The organism is Nonomuraea recticatena, assembly GCF_039533245.1.
GTDB classification, from domain to species: Bacteria; Actinomycetota; Actinomycetes; order Streptosporangiales; family Streptosporangiaceae; genus Nonomuraea; species Nonomuraea roseola.
The window spans coordinates 59,921-73,647 of the sequence record NZ_BAAATE010000006.1; the positions used below are offsets into that span (position 1 = coordinate 59,921).

The following is a 13,727-nucleotide window of genomic DNA, read 5'->3' on the forward strand; positions in this document are numbered from 1 at the left end:
GGCGATCTCCCAGGATCGACGTCGCCCAGAGTAAACGAACGATTACGGGCGTGCAGCGGAAACGGCGGATTCGCGGCAGCCGGGACGGATTCGTGCCGTCATTTCCACACCCAGTTGAGCCGGTCCTGGTCCAGTTCGCGGAAGCCTGGCCGGGTGACCGGGCCGACCGCGACGTGGTCCAGGACCGCGCCGATCAGGTCGCGCCGCCGGTCCAGCGGAGCGTGCATCCACCATTCGGCCAGCTCTTTCGGGAGGAGCCCTTCCGGCAGGTTCGACATGCGGTTGGTGTGCGAGATCTGCCCGCGCAGCTTCTTGATCTCTTCGTCGGCGGTCCGCTCGGCCGACTTCAGCGCCATCTTCGACAGCTCGCCGCGCGCGTAGTCGGCGGCGGCCTCTTCGATCCGCTGTTCGTACTCGCGGATCTGGTCGAGGATCGCCGTCTCCGACTGGGCGGTCATGGCCTCCTTCAGCCGTCGCGCCACCGCCGGCGAGGCGAACCGGGACAGGACGCGGGCGGCGACCTCCTGCTCCAGCGCCTCGGCGGCCACCCGGATACGGCCGCACCCGCCGACCGGCGGAGCCTTGCGGCAGACGTAGCCGCGCGAGCCCGCGTTGGACGGCTGCGACTGCAGCGGCTTGCCGCAGCCGGGGTTGCCGCACACCACGAACCCGCCCGACAGCAGGTACTTGCGGGCGGCGGTCCCGCCGCCGCCGCCCTTCTTCCGCTCCGGGTCACCCAGGATCGCCACCAGCTTGGCCTGGGTTTCGTCGCTGATGATCGGGTCCCAGTCGCCTCGGGCGACCTTCTCGCCGTCGGAGGTGCGCCAGCCGGCGATCCGCGGGTTCTGCAGCGCCCTGCGCAGGGTGACCGCCTGCCACGGTTTCCCGGTCGACGTCAGGATGCCGCGCCGGTCAAGGTCGACCACGATCGAGCGGAGGCTGTCGCCGTTGATGACTCGCTGGGCGGCATCACGCAGGACCTGCGCCTCTTCTTCCACAACGGATTTGCGGTCTTTGTCATAGCCGTAGGGACGCATCCCGCCGTACCAACTCTCGCCTCGTAGTGCCCTTTGCCTGTTCGCCGCTTTTTGCCTTTCGGCTTTTCCCTCGACCTCCCGCCGCGCGGCTGCCGCGTGCATCCGCGCGGACATCCGGCCGGTGGAGGTGCGCAGGTCGATGTCGCCGTGGACGGCCGCGAAGAGGGTGCCTTTCAGCTCCGCGTATTCGCAGAGGTATTCCAACTCCATGTTTCGCCGGGTGACCCGGTCCAAATGCCAGCAGCCGACCGCGTTGATGACGCCTGATTCGATATCGGCCGTCATCCGCTCGTAGTCCTTGCGCTTCTTGCGCCGGTTGCTGGCGGACATGTCGTTGTCGTTGTAGACGCAGAGGATCCGGGCGGCCGGATCAAGCCGCGCGATCATCTCGCGGACCTCGGTCTCCTGCCGCAGCACACCCATCCCCGCCCCGAACCGGTCCAGGGAGATGCGCACATAGATGCCCCACACCCGCCCGGTGTAGCCGAGCTCCAGCGACGCATACGGCAGCAGACTCATGGAGCCTCGCCGCGACGACGGCGAGCTGCCCGCGCGCGGGCCGCGTCGAGGCCTGCGGCCTCAAGACTGACCGAGGCGGCGACGAACGCGCCGGTGACCTCCTCGCCGGTCCCGGCCAGGGTGACGCGCACCCCGTGGTCGTGCAGCCCCGTCAACGCCGCGACCAGGTCGGCGTTCTGCCGCCCGAGCGGCTCCAGTCCCCACACCATGACGCGGTCCATCCGGCCGCGCGCGGCGGCCTGCGTCAGCGCCAGGAGGCCGTCGCCGGGCCGGCCCAGATCGGAGAAGCAGGCGACGACTTCGCCGCCGAAGCGGGCGACGCTCGCCGACATGAACGCGAACTGGTCCGCCACCGCCTCACCGTCGCCGCCCCCAGATCGCGCGTACAGCGCCCATCGGACGCCGTCATGAGGCAGCGGGCCCGGAGACCGGGCTTCGCCGCTCTCCGGCGCACTCAGAGCCGTGTGGAGGCCATCAGCATTGCGGGTCATCTGTCCCCCTGATGGTTGGAGGCAGCCTGTCGTCCGCGCGACGGCAGAGGACCGACGTCAGCCACACACCACATCCGCGACGTCCCTTCCTGACCGGCGGCCCCACCCGGGGCCGCGCACCCGGGCACCCGAGCGCCCCCCACTTATACGACGGCGGGATATTCGGTGACTCGATTATCAGCACCTCATATAGGGGAGACATTCCCGCCGACCTGGCGCCGAGAATACGACCACAGCCAACAGGAGGCCAGTCGGGCAATGTCCCCACACCGGACGAACACGGCCCGCCGCCGGTCCCACGCCAGCGTACGGGCACGTCGCAGCTATATGGTGGTTTGACGATCGAGCCGCCGACGGACCACCGCTACCCGCACATGGGCTGACAGCAGAACGGTCGGGGGCAGCTCGACCTGAGCTGCGCGAATAGCGGCCGCACAAAACGAAAGCCCCGGGATTCGAATACGAATCCCGGGGCTTCGGCCTTTCCCGCACACAACCAGGGTGTCGCCCCGACCCACGCCGCTCCGCCGTTCGACGTCCAGCCGGTACCAGCCCAGCCCGTACGCCGCCCGCAACAGCACCGGCTCCGTGCACGGATCCTCACCCGGCCCGAGCAGCAACCCCAGCTTGCCGCCAGCAGCCGGTTCCCATCGATCCACGCGTGGCGGGCGTCGTCCAGGTCCAGCCCGTTGCACGGGCTAGGCGAGCAGCTCCTCCGCCAGGCCGTAGGCGGTCCGGTCGATGTTCACGGCCACGACGTCCTCCGCAGGCGCGGCCGGTCCGGCGACAGGACGCGGGAACGCTGCCGCAGCCGGTACGGGTTGACGGCGGCGAGCCACTGGCCGACTTCGGTGATCCCGGTCCGGCCCTCCTCCAGGAACGTCATCGGGTCGACGAAGCCCACGCTCACGCCCTACCGGGTGACGGTGGTCACCCGCTCGGGCAGGCGGCAGCAGTCGTCGCCGTTGCAGGCGTTCGGCAACTCGCACGCGTAGGTGGAGTAGGCGTGCATCGCCGCCTCGTCCAGCGGCAGGCCGCGCGTGTAGGTGACGGCGAAGGCATGCCCGTCGACGTCGTCGAGCGGCGCCGTCAGATCCGCGCACTCCGGCCAGCATCCGCCGTCGACGCGGACGGATGTAGAAGCTGGTGTCGGCGACCACGTAGACCGCCAGGTTGCTCCACCGCTGAACGCGGTCCTCGAAATTGTCGATGGCCCGCTTCAGGTCCGCCGCGCGCTCCTCGAGTTCCATCCGAACCAGTTGCGCAATATGGACTGCCTGCTTCCCATGGAGGTGCGGTGCCGTGGAGATCACGCGCTGCAGCGCCCAGTACCGGCGGGTGAGGACGAGCCGGTCGATGTCGCGACTGCTGACCTGGCTGCGCAGGTGCGTGGCGGCTTCGACCGCCCACGACAGATACTTCAGGCACAGCTCGTCCGGCTCACTGGTGGTGGTGGTCCGGGCGTTGACTGCCTCGGTCCACACGTAGTTGAGCGCCTGACGGACGTTTCTGCGGTCCGCGCCGGGCATCGGGGAGGTCAGCGCTGCACCGGGATGGCGGCCGGAACGCGGCCAGAAGGGTGGTTTCCCGCCCGAGCCGGTGGCGCCGGCGGGCTCTCCGGTCGCAGGACCGATCAGCCCTTCGGCCAGACGGGAGAGTGGGCGGGGCGCGCGGCCGACCAGTCGATGACGACCTTCTCCGGCTGGGCCACGTCCACCTTGACGGGGACCACGGCGCCGATGGAGACCATGCCCATCATCAGGCGCGGCAGGATCTGCCGGTGGGTGACGACGTACTCGCGGCCGTCCGCGTGCCGGACGCGGAGGCCGAACTCGACCATGGGCTGGTCGTTGACCGTGATGCCGGTCTCGCCAAGGTGCTCGATCATGGCCTGGGCGGGCACTCCGGTATGCAGGATGCGCTTGCCCGCCTGCATGTTCTTGATGACAGGCAGGAAGACGACGCCCATCACGACTAAGACGATGGCGGTGACGGCGACGCTGATGATGAGGCCGAACATTGGTGCTCCTGGGGTGTAATTCCGTTTCTTGTCAGGAGCGTTTCTATATGTGGCTGTTTGCACGGTGCTTGACGTCGGCTTGCGTGGGCGTGCGGAAGCGACTGCCTGAGCGCCTTCTGCGCTGAGCAAGCGACGACTAAAGGAACATCAACTCGCGAACCGCCCTCTCCAGGTTGGTGCCGACTGCCGAGATCCCCGTAGTGCAGCCGGACGGCGGGACGAAGTGAGCCTGGGACGCATCCCGTACGTCAGGTCCCAGGCCCGCCCTCTCGTCACCGGCTTCCGCTGCTCGGTCTTGTTCTGGCGGATCGTCCGGCTCGCCGAACCGGTCGACGTCCCAGCCGGCCAGCCGACACGCGGTGGCCTCGGGCACGCCGAGCTGCCGCACCGCGACCAGGTCCGCCATGGCGCCCTCGCGGTCGGCGGCCCGCAACTGCTCGACGTAGGCCGCGTGCTGCTCCTTCAGCGCGGCGAGCTGGGCATCGTAGTCGGCCTTCTCGAGCGGGTGGTGCCCTCCGGTAGGAGGAAGCCGGATTCCTCGGGCCCCTGCCAGTAGCCGAGGACTCCGGCGCGGCGGAAATAGATTTCGACCATGACGCTCCTCCTAGAGAATGGCCAGCCAGACACCGTCTGCGACGGCGCGCACCAGCCGCCGGACGCGACGATGTTCCGCTGCCCGGTGGAGGGGTTGGCGGGCAGACGGGACTGGTCCGCGGCGAGGACCACGCCCGGGTGCCCTCCGTACCCGACGACGAGTCGTTGATGAGCAGCTCGTGCGGGAACGGCAGCCGGTAAGACGCGGTCAGGCCGACGCCGCCACCAGCCGTCTTGAGGGCGTTGGCCCTCCTGATGATGCCTTCGGTGACGCCGTCCATGTCGAGCGGCTGGCCGGGCTGGTAGCCAGGCACATCCACCCGCAGTCGGGACCTGTGACCTACCAGCTGCCGACTTCCGTCACCAAGGGTCGGTGAACTGCTGCACGTGGCGAAGGCGCGGAATCTCGTGTCGGTGGTTGCCGCCGAACCGGCGTGCATGGCAGGAGGCCGGCTACCGTCCTAGGCTGACTCCTACGCGATGGACAGGAGGCTGGGGTGGCCGAGACGACGCTGACCGAGACGACGGTGGCCGAGGTGATGGCCGAGCTGGCCGAGCTCGAGGACCCGAAGATACGCGAGGTGAACGAGAGACACGGTGACGATCACGGTGTGAACCTCAGCAAGCTGCGCGCGCTCGCCAAACGGCTGAAGACCCAGCAGGAACTCGCATGCCGGCTCTGGGGGACGGATGACACCGCGGCGAGGCTGCTGGCGATCCTGATCTGCCGCCCGAAGGCGTTCGAGCGTGACGAGTTGGACGTCATGTTGCGCGAGGCGCGCACACCCAAGGTGCACGACTGGCTCGTGAACTACGTGGTCAAGAAGAACCCGCACGCCGAAGGCCTGCGCCTGGCCTGGTCCGCCGATCCGGATCCAGTGGTCGCGAGCGCCGGCTGGGCGCTGACCACCGAACGCGTGGCGAAGAAGCCCGAGGGCCTCGACCTCGCGGGACTGCTCGACCTCGTCGAGGCGGAGATGAAAGACGCCCCGGCTCGCCTGCAGTGGGCGATGAACCACTGCCTGGCCCAGATCGGGATCGAGCGCGCCGAGCACCGCGCCCGCGCGATCGACATCGGTGAGCGCCTGCAGGTCCTCAAGGACTATCCGACTCCCCCCGGCTGCACATCTCCGTTCGCGCCCATCTGGATCACCGAGATGGTACGCAGACAGCACGGTAAGTAGAAAGCTTCGCGCTCACGCTCGTGCCGCCGCTGCCGTACGAAGGAGTTCAACTGGGTGATCTGGTCGGGAGAGTGCGGCACGGTCGGCGACCACTGGGAGTAGGACGGCGGAACGCTGCCGACGGAAGCTCATAATCGGCGACGCCCCGGCCCGCGCGGCGGTGGCCTGGCCGCCCGCCATCGTGTGCCGGGCTCACGCGGGGTCACGGTCACCCGCTGCGCCACCGGGCCCTGTCGCCGCCGCGCGAGCCGCACACCATGCGGGTGCCGCTTCTCGTGCGGCCGACGGCCCCGGGCGGTGAGCAGAACGAGCCTGGGTGCACGATCCGTGCCGGAGCCGGCGGCCGGCGTGTGCGTGCGGGAGCGGGAGGCGGACGGCGCTTGGTCGCGGTGGGCTTCGGCTCGGGGCGCTGTGGGGGTTTCACTCGGGGCAGCCGAGGCTTGCGCACCGCCGGGGTGGAGACGGTCGGGGTCGGGGTCGGGCTGACCGTCGAGGTCAGCGCGGTCGGGGTCAGCGCGGTCGGGGTGGGGGACGGCGAGGCCGTCCCGAACGGGGCAGAGGTGGGTCCCCCCATGGGATCACCCGCAGTACGGCCGTCGCCCACCTTGCGAGGAGAACGCACGTCCCGCCAGAGACTCTGGAGGAGATGCCAGGCGGGGTGCCTGACGATCGGGGCAGCGACCCGCTCAGCGCCCGCCTGCCCGGGTGTGGAGTTGGACGCCGGTGCGGTGGGGTGTTCGCTGCGCGGCCACATAGGCCGGTTCGCGCAGCCGGCGGTGCCAGGCGGCGGGGTTCAGGCCGGGGATCGGACGCCTGATCGGATTGAACCGCATGGGCTCGGCGAGGTCCTGCTGAGCCGGGCCTTCGAGTCGGAGTACGCCGAAGCGCTCCCATGGGCCGGACGGCGATGCCACCACGAGATCGAACAGCAGCGGTCGCTGCTCGACGGAGCGGGCGAGTGCGTCGAAGTTCGCGGGCAACGACCAGGATCGTCGGGCGACCGCGCCGAGCAGGACCGTGCCGCTGCCGGTCGCGAACGCGAACAGGGAGCCGTACATGCCCGGCGCCCACCTCGTCGCGGGCCGCAGCAGGCGGCGGCCAGCCACGGTGTGACCGGTGGTGGCCAGCAGCAGATCCGAGGTGAGCCGGGCTGCGGTGGCGCCGGCCACGGGCTGCGGCCATCGCAGGGCCAGCCCCAGGACGTCAGGGAGCGGAGCGGGCAGGCCGAGGGAGCGGGACAGCCGTGCGACTCCTCGAAGTTCGGCCGGCTCGTCCAGGAAGGCGACCCCTCTGGGCTGGGGCGTCCCGTGCAGGCTGAGGGCGGCGTTGAGGACCAGCCCGTCGGGGTGCAGCGGTCGCCCGTGACGTACCCACGCCGCCGCGCCGAAGGCCGCCGCGAGCCCGGCGTTCAGTACGGTCGCCGGGTGTCCAAGCACGCCTCCCCCTCGCCACACGCGGCAGGCGCCGCGAAAAACGGCGTCGCCTCAGCCTTGAGTCTCCTCCTGCCCTGCTACCCCGCGATGCGCGCACGAACCCGAAGGGTTGTTCTTCCCCCGTGGACGCGAAGCGAGAGCACCGCTCGCCGCGGCGGGCCGCCGCCCCCCAAGTCCACAACGTCAAGTTTGTGCCCGTTTTTCCGATACACGCTTCTTTATCCGTTTTAAGGGGAAGGGGTGAGCGGGTTCAAGGACTCGCGGGACGGGATCGCGACTCCCGGCGAAGGCCGGAGTGGTGGTCGAGGTCGGCACAGGAACGGCGAGGGCGCATCATGAACGATCGAGCTCGAATAGCAATGGCAGTCGCAGCCGGGTACTACCTAGGACGGCGTCACAAGCTGCGGGTGGCGACAGCGCTGGCGGCCGCCGGACTGGCGAGCCGTATCAAACGGGGCGAAGGTGGCCTCCTGCAGCAGGGAACCAAGTTGATCGGTTCCTCGCCGGAGCTGCAGGAGCTGACCAAGAGCCTGCGCGGCGAGTTGATGGAGGCGGGGAAGGCGGCCGCTGTGGCCGCGACCAGTAGGCAGATCCAGGCTCTGAGCTCGCGACTTCTCGATCGCACCGAGTCCCTCCGCCAGCCAGGCGCCGCCTCCTCCCCGGAGGAAGAGGAGACCTACGAAGACGACGTGTTCGCGGACGAGGCCCACGAGGAGGAGCCTCCCAAGGCACCACCGAAGAAGGCGCCACCGAAGAAGGAACCGCCGAAGAAGGAACCGCCCAAGGCGGCGGCGAGAACCCGGCGTGAGCGTCCTGCGCGACCCGTCGCAAAAACGACGAGGGGATCGCGATGAACATGCCCAAGGCCCCGGCCACTGACGAGGTCACCAAGGAACTGCCGACGGACAAGCTCACCCAGGAACTGCAGGGTCTTCTCCAGGCCGTCGCCGAACGCGCGCTGCTCTCGGCGACGAACAAGGTCGAGGCGATGACAGGGCGGCTGACCGACGTCGCTGAAGGCGGCGGCACAGGTCTGCTGAGCGCCATCACGGGGGCGGATCAGTCGGACGAGGAGTCCGGCGGCTCAGGGCTCGGGAAGGTGGCGGACACCGTCAAGGGCGTGGCCGGCCTTGCCGGCAGCGTGGTCGGCGGCCTTTTCGGCAAGAAGGACGGAGGACAGGGTGGCAAGAAGGGCGCCAAGCTGCGCGTGACCAACATCGTCGAAGTGATCGATGTCGGCGCTCCCGTGCGGGCCGTCTACAACCAGTGGACCCAGTTCAGGGACTTCCCCTCCTTCATGAAGAAGGTGGAGAACGTCGACCAGCAATCCGACGAGAAGCTCTCGTGGAAGGCGCAGATCGTCTGGTCTCATCGCACCTGGGAGTCCACGATCCTGGAACAGGTGCCAGACCAACGGATCGTCTGGAGCTCCAAGGGAGCCAAGGGGCACGTCGACGGCGCGGTGACCTTCCATGCCCTCACTCCCGACCTCACCCGCGTGGTGCTGGTGCTGGAGTACCACCCGCAGGGCCTGTTCGAACGGGTCGGCAACCTCGGGCGTCTGCAGGGAAGGCGAGCCCGTCTGGAGCTCAAGCACTTCGCGCGTCATGTCATGACGCAGACGTTGCTGAACCTCGACGAGGCGACCGCCGACGGCTGGCGCGGAGAGATACACGAGGGCAAGGTCACCAAGGATCACGAGACGGCCCTCACGGAGGAGCAGGAGGAGGAAGAAGAGACCGAACAGCCTTCCGAGGAGGAGGACCAGCTGACCGAGGAAGAGGAGCCCCAGGACGTGGAGGAGGGCGAAGAGGAGGAGGAGGAAGAGGAGAAAGGGCCCCAGGACGTAGAGGAAGAGGAAGAGGAAGAAGAGGAGGAAGAGGAGGAAGAGGAGGAAGGGCCCCAGGACGTAGAGGAAGCGGAAGAGGAGGAGGAGGAAGAGGAGGAGCCGGAGGAGGAAGAAGAAGAAGAGGAGGAGGAAGAGCCCCAAGCCGTAGAGGAAGAGGAAGAAGAGGAGGAAGAAGAAGAGGAGCCACAGCCCGTGGTCGCCAGGGAGCGGCCGAAGAGGCCGGGCGCGGCACGCCCAGTACGGCGGCGGCGCACGCAGGAGGCGGAAGAAACCGAGGAGCCGCCTGCCCGCCCCACCCGGAGGAGGGCGAGCGCTACGCGCAAGTGACGAGCCGAGAGTCAACAGCAAGGAGAGGCAAGGCATGACGGTACAGCCCGCGGGAGGCGGGGCGGCTGAACGTCGCAGCGGGTCCGGTCTGGCGGATGTCATCGACTCGATCCTCGACAAGGGGCTCGTCATCGACGCCTACGTCGGGATCTCACTGGTCGGCATCGAGCTCCTGAGCATCGACGCGCGGATCACCGTGGCCAGCGTGGACACCTATCTGCGCTTCGCCGAGGCGGTGAACCGGTTGGATCTCACGGACAAGAGCAAGCCGGGGCTGCCGGAGCTCGTGCAGAGCGTGAAGGGCGACGACCAGGCGCCCCCGGAGCCCCCGGAGCCCCAGAAGCTGCAGAAGCCCAAGACCGTCATCCAGGGTTCGCTGGAGAGCGCCGGCGAGAGGCTCGGCGACCTCACCGACGAACGGGACGACGGGCGCCGAAAGAAACTCCGCCGAACGGAGCGACCGGAGGAGGGCTGACATGGTCCGATCGACTGAGACCTCCGCCACCTCGGAGAGTGTGCCGGAGGAACAGACCACCGGGTGCTATGTCTACGGCGTCGTGCCGGCGGAGATCGAGGTCGACGCGGAGGCTCGTGGTGTGGGTGATCCGCCCACCCAGGTGCGGTCCCTGCAGCACGGCAGGATCGCCGCTCTGGTGAGCGACATCAGTCTCGATCGCCCGCTCGGCACGCCCCACGATCTGCTCGCGCACGAAGAGCTGCTTGACGCGGCCGCGGCGGAGGTGCCCGTGCTGCCCCTCCGCTTCGGGGCGGTGATCACCGACGACGACGCGGTGGTCGAGGAGTTTCTCCGCCCGAACCACGACGAATTCGTCGCCGCTCTCGAGGAGCTGGAAGGGCGCGCCCAGTACGTGGTCAAGGGGCGATACATCGAGGACGCGGTGTTCATGGAGATTCTCGAGGAGAACCCCGAGGCCGCCCGGCTGCGTGACGAGATCCGCGATCTGCCCGAGGACGCCACCAGGAACGAGCGCATCCAGCTCGGCGAGATGATCAATGAGGCGATCACGGCCAAGAGAGAAGCAGACACCGCTGAGCTGATCGAACAGGTCGATCAGCTCAGCCTGCTGTCGGTCGTGCGCCAGCCTTCGCACGAGCAGGACGCCGTCCATGTGGCCCTGCTCATCGACACGAGCAGGCAGGCCGAGCTGGAGCAGGTGATGGAGGAACTCGGCCGGCGATGGGCCGACCGGATCGCACTGCGCCTGCTCGGACCGCTGGCGGCGTACGACTTCGTCATGACGAGACAGGGTGATGAGGGATGGGACTGATCACTTCCCTCCTGGGCCTGCCGCTCGCTCCCCTCAAGGGCCTGATCAGGCTGGCGGAGTTGATACAGGACGAGGCCGAGCGTCAGTTGCGGGACCCGGCCGTGGTGAGGCGGGAGCTGGAAGAGATCGAGACGGCGAGAGCGACAGGCGTGATGTCCGAGGAGGAGGCGGAGGAGGCCATGAATCTGATTCTTCAGCGGATGACCGGCCAACCCGCCGGCCCTGTGGGTGACACGGAAAGGAGGTGACCTCGTGCCTGCCAAGCGCAGGGTCGTACGTCCGGAGGAGCAGGGCGACAGACCTCGCGAGCGTCGCCCCCGCGCTCTCACCGCCGCCACCGCCGGCGAGGTGGGACTGCGCCACGTCATCGACCTGACCGCCAGGGAGGCGGAGGGCGTCACGCTCGTGGAACCCACGGAAGACGGATGGGTGGTGGTGGTCGAGGTGGTCGAGGATCGTCGCATCCCCTCCTCTGGGGACGTCCTGGCGCTGTACGAGGCCGATCTTGACGCGGAGGGCAACCTGATGTCCTACCGCAGGAAGGGCCGTTACAGGCGCAGCAGCAGCGACAATCCCTACGAGAGGTCGTGAGATGACCGACGCCTCACGCCCCATGCCTGCCGTACGCCAGTCCTCGTCGCCCGCGACGGCAGGCCGTGAGCCCGCCAACCTCGGCGACATCCTGGAGAGGGTTCTCGACAGAGGAGTGGTGATCGCGGGAGACATCCGGGTGAACCTCCTCGACATCGAACTGCTGACGATCAAGCTGCGGCTGGTGATCGCCTCGGTCGACACCGCCAGAGAGATGGGCATCGACTGGTGGGAGCACGATCCGTGGCTCACGGGCGACAACCGTGGCCTGCTGGAGGAGAACCGCAGGCTTCGCGCCCGGCTGTCGGCGATGGAGGAGCGCCAATCTCTGGAGGCGGAACGATCGGACGAGGAATGAATGACACGGGGACCTACCTGTACGCGGTCACGCGTGGCGTCGGCCGCAATCGAGCCGAGGGCCTGGCGGGTGTCGGCGGCACGCCCGTGCGGGCGATCACCCATGCCGGTCTCGTCGCCTATGTGAGCACCGTCCCCCTGGATCAGTTCGGCTCCCAGCCGCTGCAGAGGTCGATGGAGGATCTCGACTGGCTCGGTGACACAGCCAGGGCTCACCACGCCGTCGTGGAAGCGGTCGCCGAGGGGAGCCCTACCGCGCCGGTCCGGCTCGTCACCGTCTACACCGATGACGATCACGTCAGGAACCTGCTGAGCCGGAGACATGACGACTTCGTCGAGGTGCTCTCCCGCATCACCGACCGCCAGGAATGGGGGGTCAAGGTCTACATGGACCTCGCCGGCGCGCCTCCGGTCGAGGAGCGCGCCGAAGGGGGAGGCCCAGGAGCGGCATACCTCAAGCGACGCCAGGCGAGCCTGCGCGGACGCGAGGAGGCATGGCGTCAGGCCGCCTCACGTGCGGAGCAGATCCATGACGTCCTCTCGTCCTTCGCGAGCGCGAGCCACCGTCACAGAGCGCAGGACCCCGAGCTGTCGGGCAGGAAGGAGCTCATGATCCTCAACGGCGCCTACCTCGTCGACCTCTCCCGCGCCGAAGAGTTCGCCCGCCTGGCAGAGGGGCTGCGTGGAGAGGGCGTCGACATCGAGCTCACCGGCCCTTGGGCGCCCTATTCCTTCGCGGAGCTGGCAGAGCCCGACGAACCGGGGGTGACCGATGACGATTGAGGAACCACGCGGCGCCGCACTGGCCAGGGAGGGCCGCCTTCCCTCGGAACGGGTGGCCCTCGTCGACCTCCTGGATCGGCTGCTGGCCGGCGGGGTCGTCGTGAGCGGCGATCTCGTGCTGTCGATCGCGGACATCGACCTCGTACGGATCTCCGTACGGGCGTTGATCACGTCCGTGCGGGACGGCGACACGATCGGCGACGGCATCAGGAGGTGAGACGCCATGGACGCCCTCGAACCACCGAGAAGCACGCGGCCGAGCAGGCTGCGCATCGAGACCGACACCGAGGCCATGGAGCGTGACCTCTCCCGGCTGGTGCTCACCCTCGTCGAGCTCGTCCGCCAGCTGGTGGAGCGCCAGTGCGTGCGGCGGATGGAGCAGGGAGACCTGACCGACGAGCAGATCGAGACGCTCGGCCTGACGCTGATGCGGCTGGAAGAGGCCATGACCGAGCTGTGTGAGCGGTTCGACCTGTCTCCAGCCGACCTGAACCTCGACCTCGGACCGCTCGGGACCCTGCTGCCGAGGGACTGAAGCACCTGCCCCTCGCCCCCAGGCATGAGTAACCCCTCTCATCTGGAAGGCAGGCGCTCAGGCAAAGTGAGGGGTCCACACCTTGACGGGGACGCGTTTTGCCTGGTCAGGTGGAGAGAGGGGATAGCTGGACAAAGGGGGCTGGCGATGGCGAACAAGGTAGTCGTGCGCAAGCCGGGCGAAGGTGACGCCTTCTGGGTACTCGGCGGCCTCTACGAGGTCAAAGCGGCAAGCAGCGAAACGAACGGCAGCGTCACGGTCATGCACATGACCCTCCCTCCGGGGTCGGGCCCGCCCCTGCACACGCACGCGGGCGGCGAGATCGCCTATGTCCTGGAGGGGACGGTGCGCCTGCAGATCGGCGAAGAGTCGGTGGAGGCAGGCCCTGACACCTTCGTCTACATTCCCGAAGGCACGCTGGAGACCTTCGAGCCCACCAGCACGGCCCGCGTGCTGTTCGTGTACCTGCCCGGCGGGCTCGACGAATTCTTCGCCGAGGTGGGCGAGCGGGCGCCGTCGCGGGAACTGCCGCCTCCGTCCGACTCGCCGCCCGATGTGGACAGGCTCATCGCGGCAGCCGGCAAGTACGGCGTGCAGATGAGGCCACCTGCCTGAACGAGGGGCAGGCCGTGCCGTAGGCCCTGTCGACGGTGATCCACCTGCGGCCCCGCACCACGGTCGATCATCCGCGCCAGGTTGACGAAGATCGCTCACGCTC

Annotated in this window: 20 protein-coding genes; 14 read left to right on the top strand and 6 right to left on the bottom strand. The window is 68.6% G+C overall.

Going from position 1 to position 13,727, the window contains the following annotated elements:
* Positions 1 to 98 precede the first annotated feature (98 nt).
* The 3 genes from ABFX50_RS14290 to ABFX50_RS14300 all read right to left on the bottom strand — a co-directional run bounded on the left by ABFX50_RS14290 (position 99) and on the right by ABFX50_RS14300 (position 2,957).
* Positions 99 to 1,556, bottom strand: a complete 1,458-nt coding sequence (locus tag ABFX50_RS14290) for a recombinase family protein (RefSeq protein WP_346146605.1) — start codon at positions 1,554 to 1,556, stop codon at positions 99 to 101.
* Positions 1,553 to 1,909 carry a recombinase family protein gene (locus ABFX50_RS14295; protein WP_346146607.1) on the bottom strand — a complete coding sequence of 119 codons (357 nt, stop codon included), beginning with the start codon at positions 1,907 to 1,909 and terminating at the stop codon, positions 1,553 to 1,555. Before ABFX50_RS14295 ends, ABFX50_RS14290 begins: the two co-directional genes overlap by 4 nt.
* A gap of 883 nt (positions 1,910 to 2,792) precedes the next feature.
* Positions 2,793 to 2,957 (bottom strand): hypothetical protein, encoded by a 165-nt coding sequence (locus ABFX50_RS14300; RefSeq protein ID WP_346146609.1) that lies wholly within the window; start codon positions 2,955 to 2,957, stop codon positions 2,793 to 2,795.
* Between the two features lie 392 nt (positions 2,958 to 3,349).
* Between ABFX50_RS14300 and ABFX50_RS14305 the strand changes: the two genes are divergently transcribed.
* Positions 3,350 to 3,535, top strand: a complete 186-nt coding sequence (locus ABFX50_RS14305) for a hypothetical protein (RefSeq protein WP_346146610.1) — start codon at positions 3,350 to 3,352, stop codon at positions 3,533 to 3,535.
* Positions 3,536 to 3,680: 145 nt separating this feature from the next.
* Here ABFX50_RS14305 and ABFX50_RS14310 read toward each other — a convergent pair whose 3' ends face one another.
* Positions 3,681 to 4,067, bottom strand: a complete 387-nt coding sequence (locus ABFX50_RS14310; RefSeq protein WP_346146612.1) for a hypothetical protein — start codon at positions 4,065 to 4,067, stop codon at positions 3,681 to 3,683.
* Between the two features lie 223 nt (positions 4,068 to 4,290).
* Here ABFX50_RS14310 and ABFX50_RS14315 point away from each other — a divergent pair, with 223 nt between their 5' ends.
* Together ABFX50_RS14315 and ABFX50_RS14320 are read left to right on the top strand one after the other, a co-directional pair.
* Positions 4,291 to 4,623: a hypothetical protein gene (locus ABFX50_RS14315; RefSeq protein ID WP_346146613.1), complete on the top strand. Its 333-nt coding sequence runs from the start codon at positions 4,291 to 4,293 to the stop codon at positions 4,621 to 4,623.
* 577 nt (positions 4,624 to 5,200) lie between these two features.
* A complete protein-coding gene (locus ABFX50_RS14320) occupies positions 5,201 to 5,845 on the top strand; it encodes a DNA alkylation repair protein (protein WP_346147066.1) in 645 nt (214 codons plus the stop codon).
* Between the two features lie 208 nt (positions 5,846 to 6,053).
* Here ABFX50_RS14320 and ABFX50_RS14325 read toward each other — a convergent pair whose 3' ends face one another.
* Both ABFX50_RS14325 and ABFX50_RS14330 read right to left on the bottom strand, forming a co-directional pair.
* Complete coding sequence (locus ABFX50_RS14325; RefSeq protein WP_346146615.1) at positions 6,054 to 6,419, bottom strand: hypothetical protein; 366 nt, start codon at positions 6,417 to 6,419, stop codon at positions 6,054 to 6,056.
* 112 nt (positions 6,420 to 6,531) lie between these two features.
* A complete protein-coding gene (locus ABFX50_RS14330) occupies positions 6,532 to 7,281 on the bottom strand; it encodes a hypothetical protein (RefSeq protein WP_346146617.1) in 750 nt (249 codons plus the stop codon).
* 404 nt (positions 7,282 to 7,685) lie between these two features.
* Here ABFX50_RS14330 and ABFX50_RS14335 point away from each other — a divergent pair, with 404 nt between their 5' ends.
* From ABFX50_RS14335 to ABFX50_RS14385, 11 genes are all read left to right on the top strand, one after another.
* On the top strand, positions 7,686 to 8,132 hold the full coding sequence (locus ABFX50_RS14335; RefSeq protein ID WP_346146619.1) for a hypothetical protein: 447 nt from the start codon (positions 7,686 to 7,688) through the stop codon (positions 8,130 to 8,132).
* A gap of 134 nt (positions 8,133 to 8,266) precedes the next feature.
* Positions 8,267 to 9,454: an SRPBCC family protein gene (locus tag ABFX50_RS14340; protein WP_346146621.1), complete on the top strand. Its 1,188-nt coding sequence runs from the start codon at positions 8,267 to 8,269 to the stop codon at positions 9,452 to 9,454.
* A gap of 34 nt (positions 9,455 to 9,488) precedes the next feature.
* The gene (gene gvpJ, locus ABFX50_RS51320) at positions 9,489 to 9,929 is read left to right on the top strand and encodes a gas vesicle protein GvpJ (protein WP_428834692.1); all 441 of its coding nucleotides are present in this window, start codon (positions 9,489 to 9,491) and stop codon (positions 9,927 to 9,929) included.
* A gap of 1 nt (position 9,930) precedes the next feature.
* Positions 9,931 to 10,743: a GvpL/GvpF family gas vesicle protein gene (locus ABFX50_RS14350; protein ID WP_346146623.1), complete on the top strand. Its 813-nt coding sequence runs from the start codon at positions 9,931 to 9,933 to the stop codon at positions 10,741 to 10,743.
* On the top strand, positions 10,734 to 10,991 hold the full coding sequence (locus tag ABFX50_RS14355) for a gas vesicle protein GvpG (RefSeq protein ID WP_346146625.1): 258 nt from the start codon (positions 10,734 to 10,736) through the stop codon (positions 10,989 to 10,991). Before ABFX50_RS14350 ends, ABFX50_RS14355 begins: the two co-directional genes overlap by 10 nt.
* 4 nt (positions 10,992 to 10,995) lie before the next feature.
* Positions 10,996 to 11,334 carry a gas vesicle protein GvpO gene (gvpO, locus tag ABFX50_RS14360; RefSeq protein WP_346146627.1) on the top strand — a complete coding sequence of 113 codons (339 nt, stop codon included), beginning with the start codon at positions 10,996 to 10,998 and terminating at the stop codon, positions 11,332 to 11,334.
* A 1-nt stretch (position 11,335) separates the two neighbouring features.
* Positions 11,336 to 11,692, top strand: coding sequence for a gas vesicle protein GvpJ (gvpJ, locus tag ABFX50_RS14365; protein ID WP_379505817.1), 357 nt, complete (start codon positions 11,336 to 11,338; stop codon positions 11,690 to 11,692).
* Complete coding sequence (locus ABFX50_RS14370; protein ID WP_346146629.1) at positions 11,689 to 12,474, top strand: GvpL/GvpF family gas vesicle protein; 786 nt, start codon at positions 11,689 to 11,691, stop codon at positions 12,472 to 12,474. Before gvpJ (ABFX50_RS14365) ends, ABFX50_RS14370 begins: the two co-directional genes overlap by 4 nt.
* Positions 12,464 to 12,691 carry a gas vesicle protein gene (locus ABFX50_RS14375; RefSeq protein ID WP_183659392.1) on the top strand — a complete coding sequence of 76 codons (228 nt, stop codon included), beginning with the start codon at positions 12,464 to 12,466 and terminating at the stop codon, positions 12,689 to 12,691. The genes ABFX50_RS14370 and ABFX50_RS14375 overlap by 11 nt, the downstream gene beginning before the upstream one ends.
* Positions 12,692 to 12,697: 6 nt before the next feature.
* Positions 12,698 to 13,009, top strand: coding sequence for a gas vesicle protein K (locus ABFX50_RS14380; protein WP_183659390.1), 312 nt, complete (start codon positions 12,698 to 12,700; stop codon positions 13,007 to 13,009).
* A gap of 147 nt (positions 13,010 to 13,156) precedes the next feature.
* Complete coding sequence (locus ABFX50_RS14385) at positions 13,157 to 13,624, top strand: cupin domain-containing protein (protein ID WP_346146632.1); 468 nt, start codon at positions 13,157 to 13,159, stop codon at positions 13,622 to 13,624.
* Positions 13,625 to 13,727: the final 103 nt, after the last annotated feature.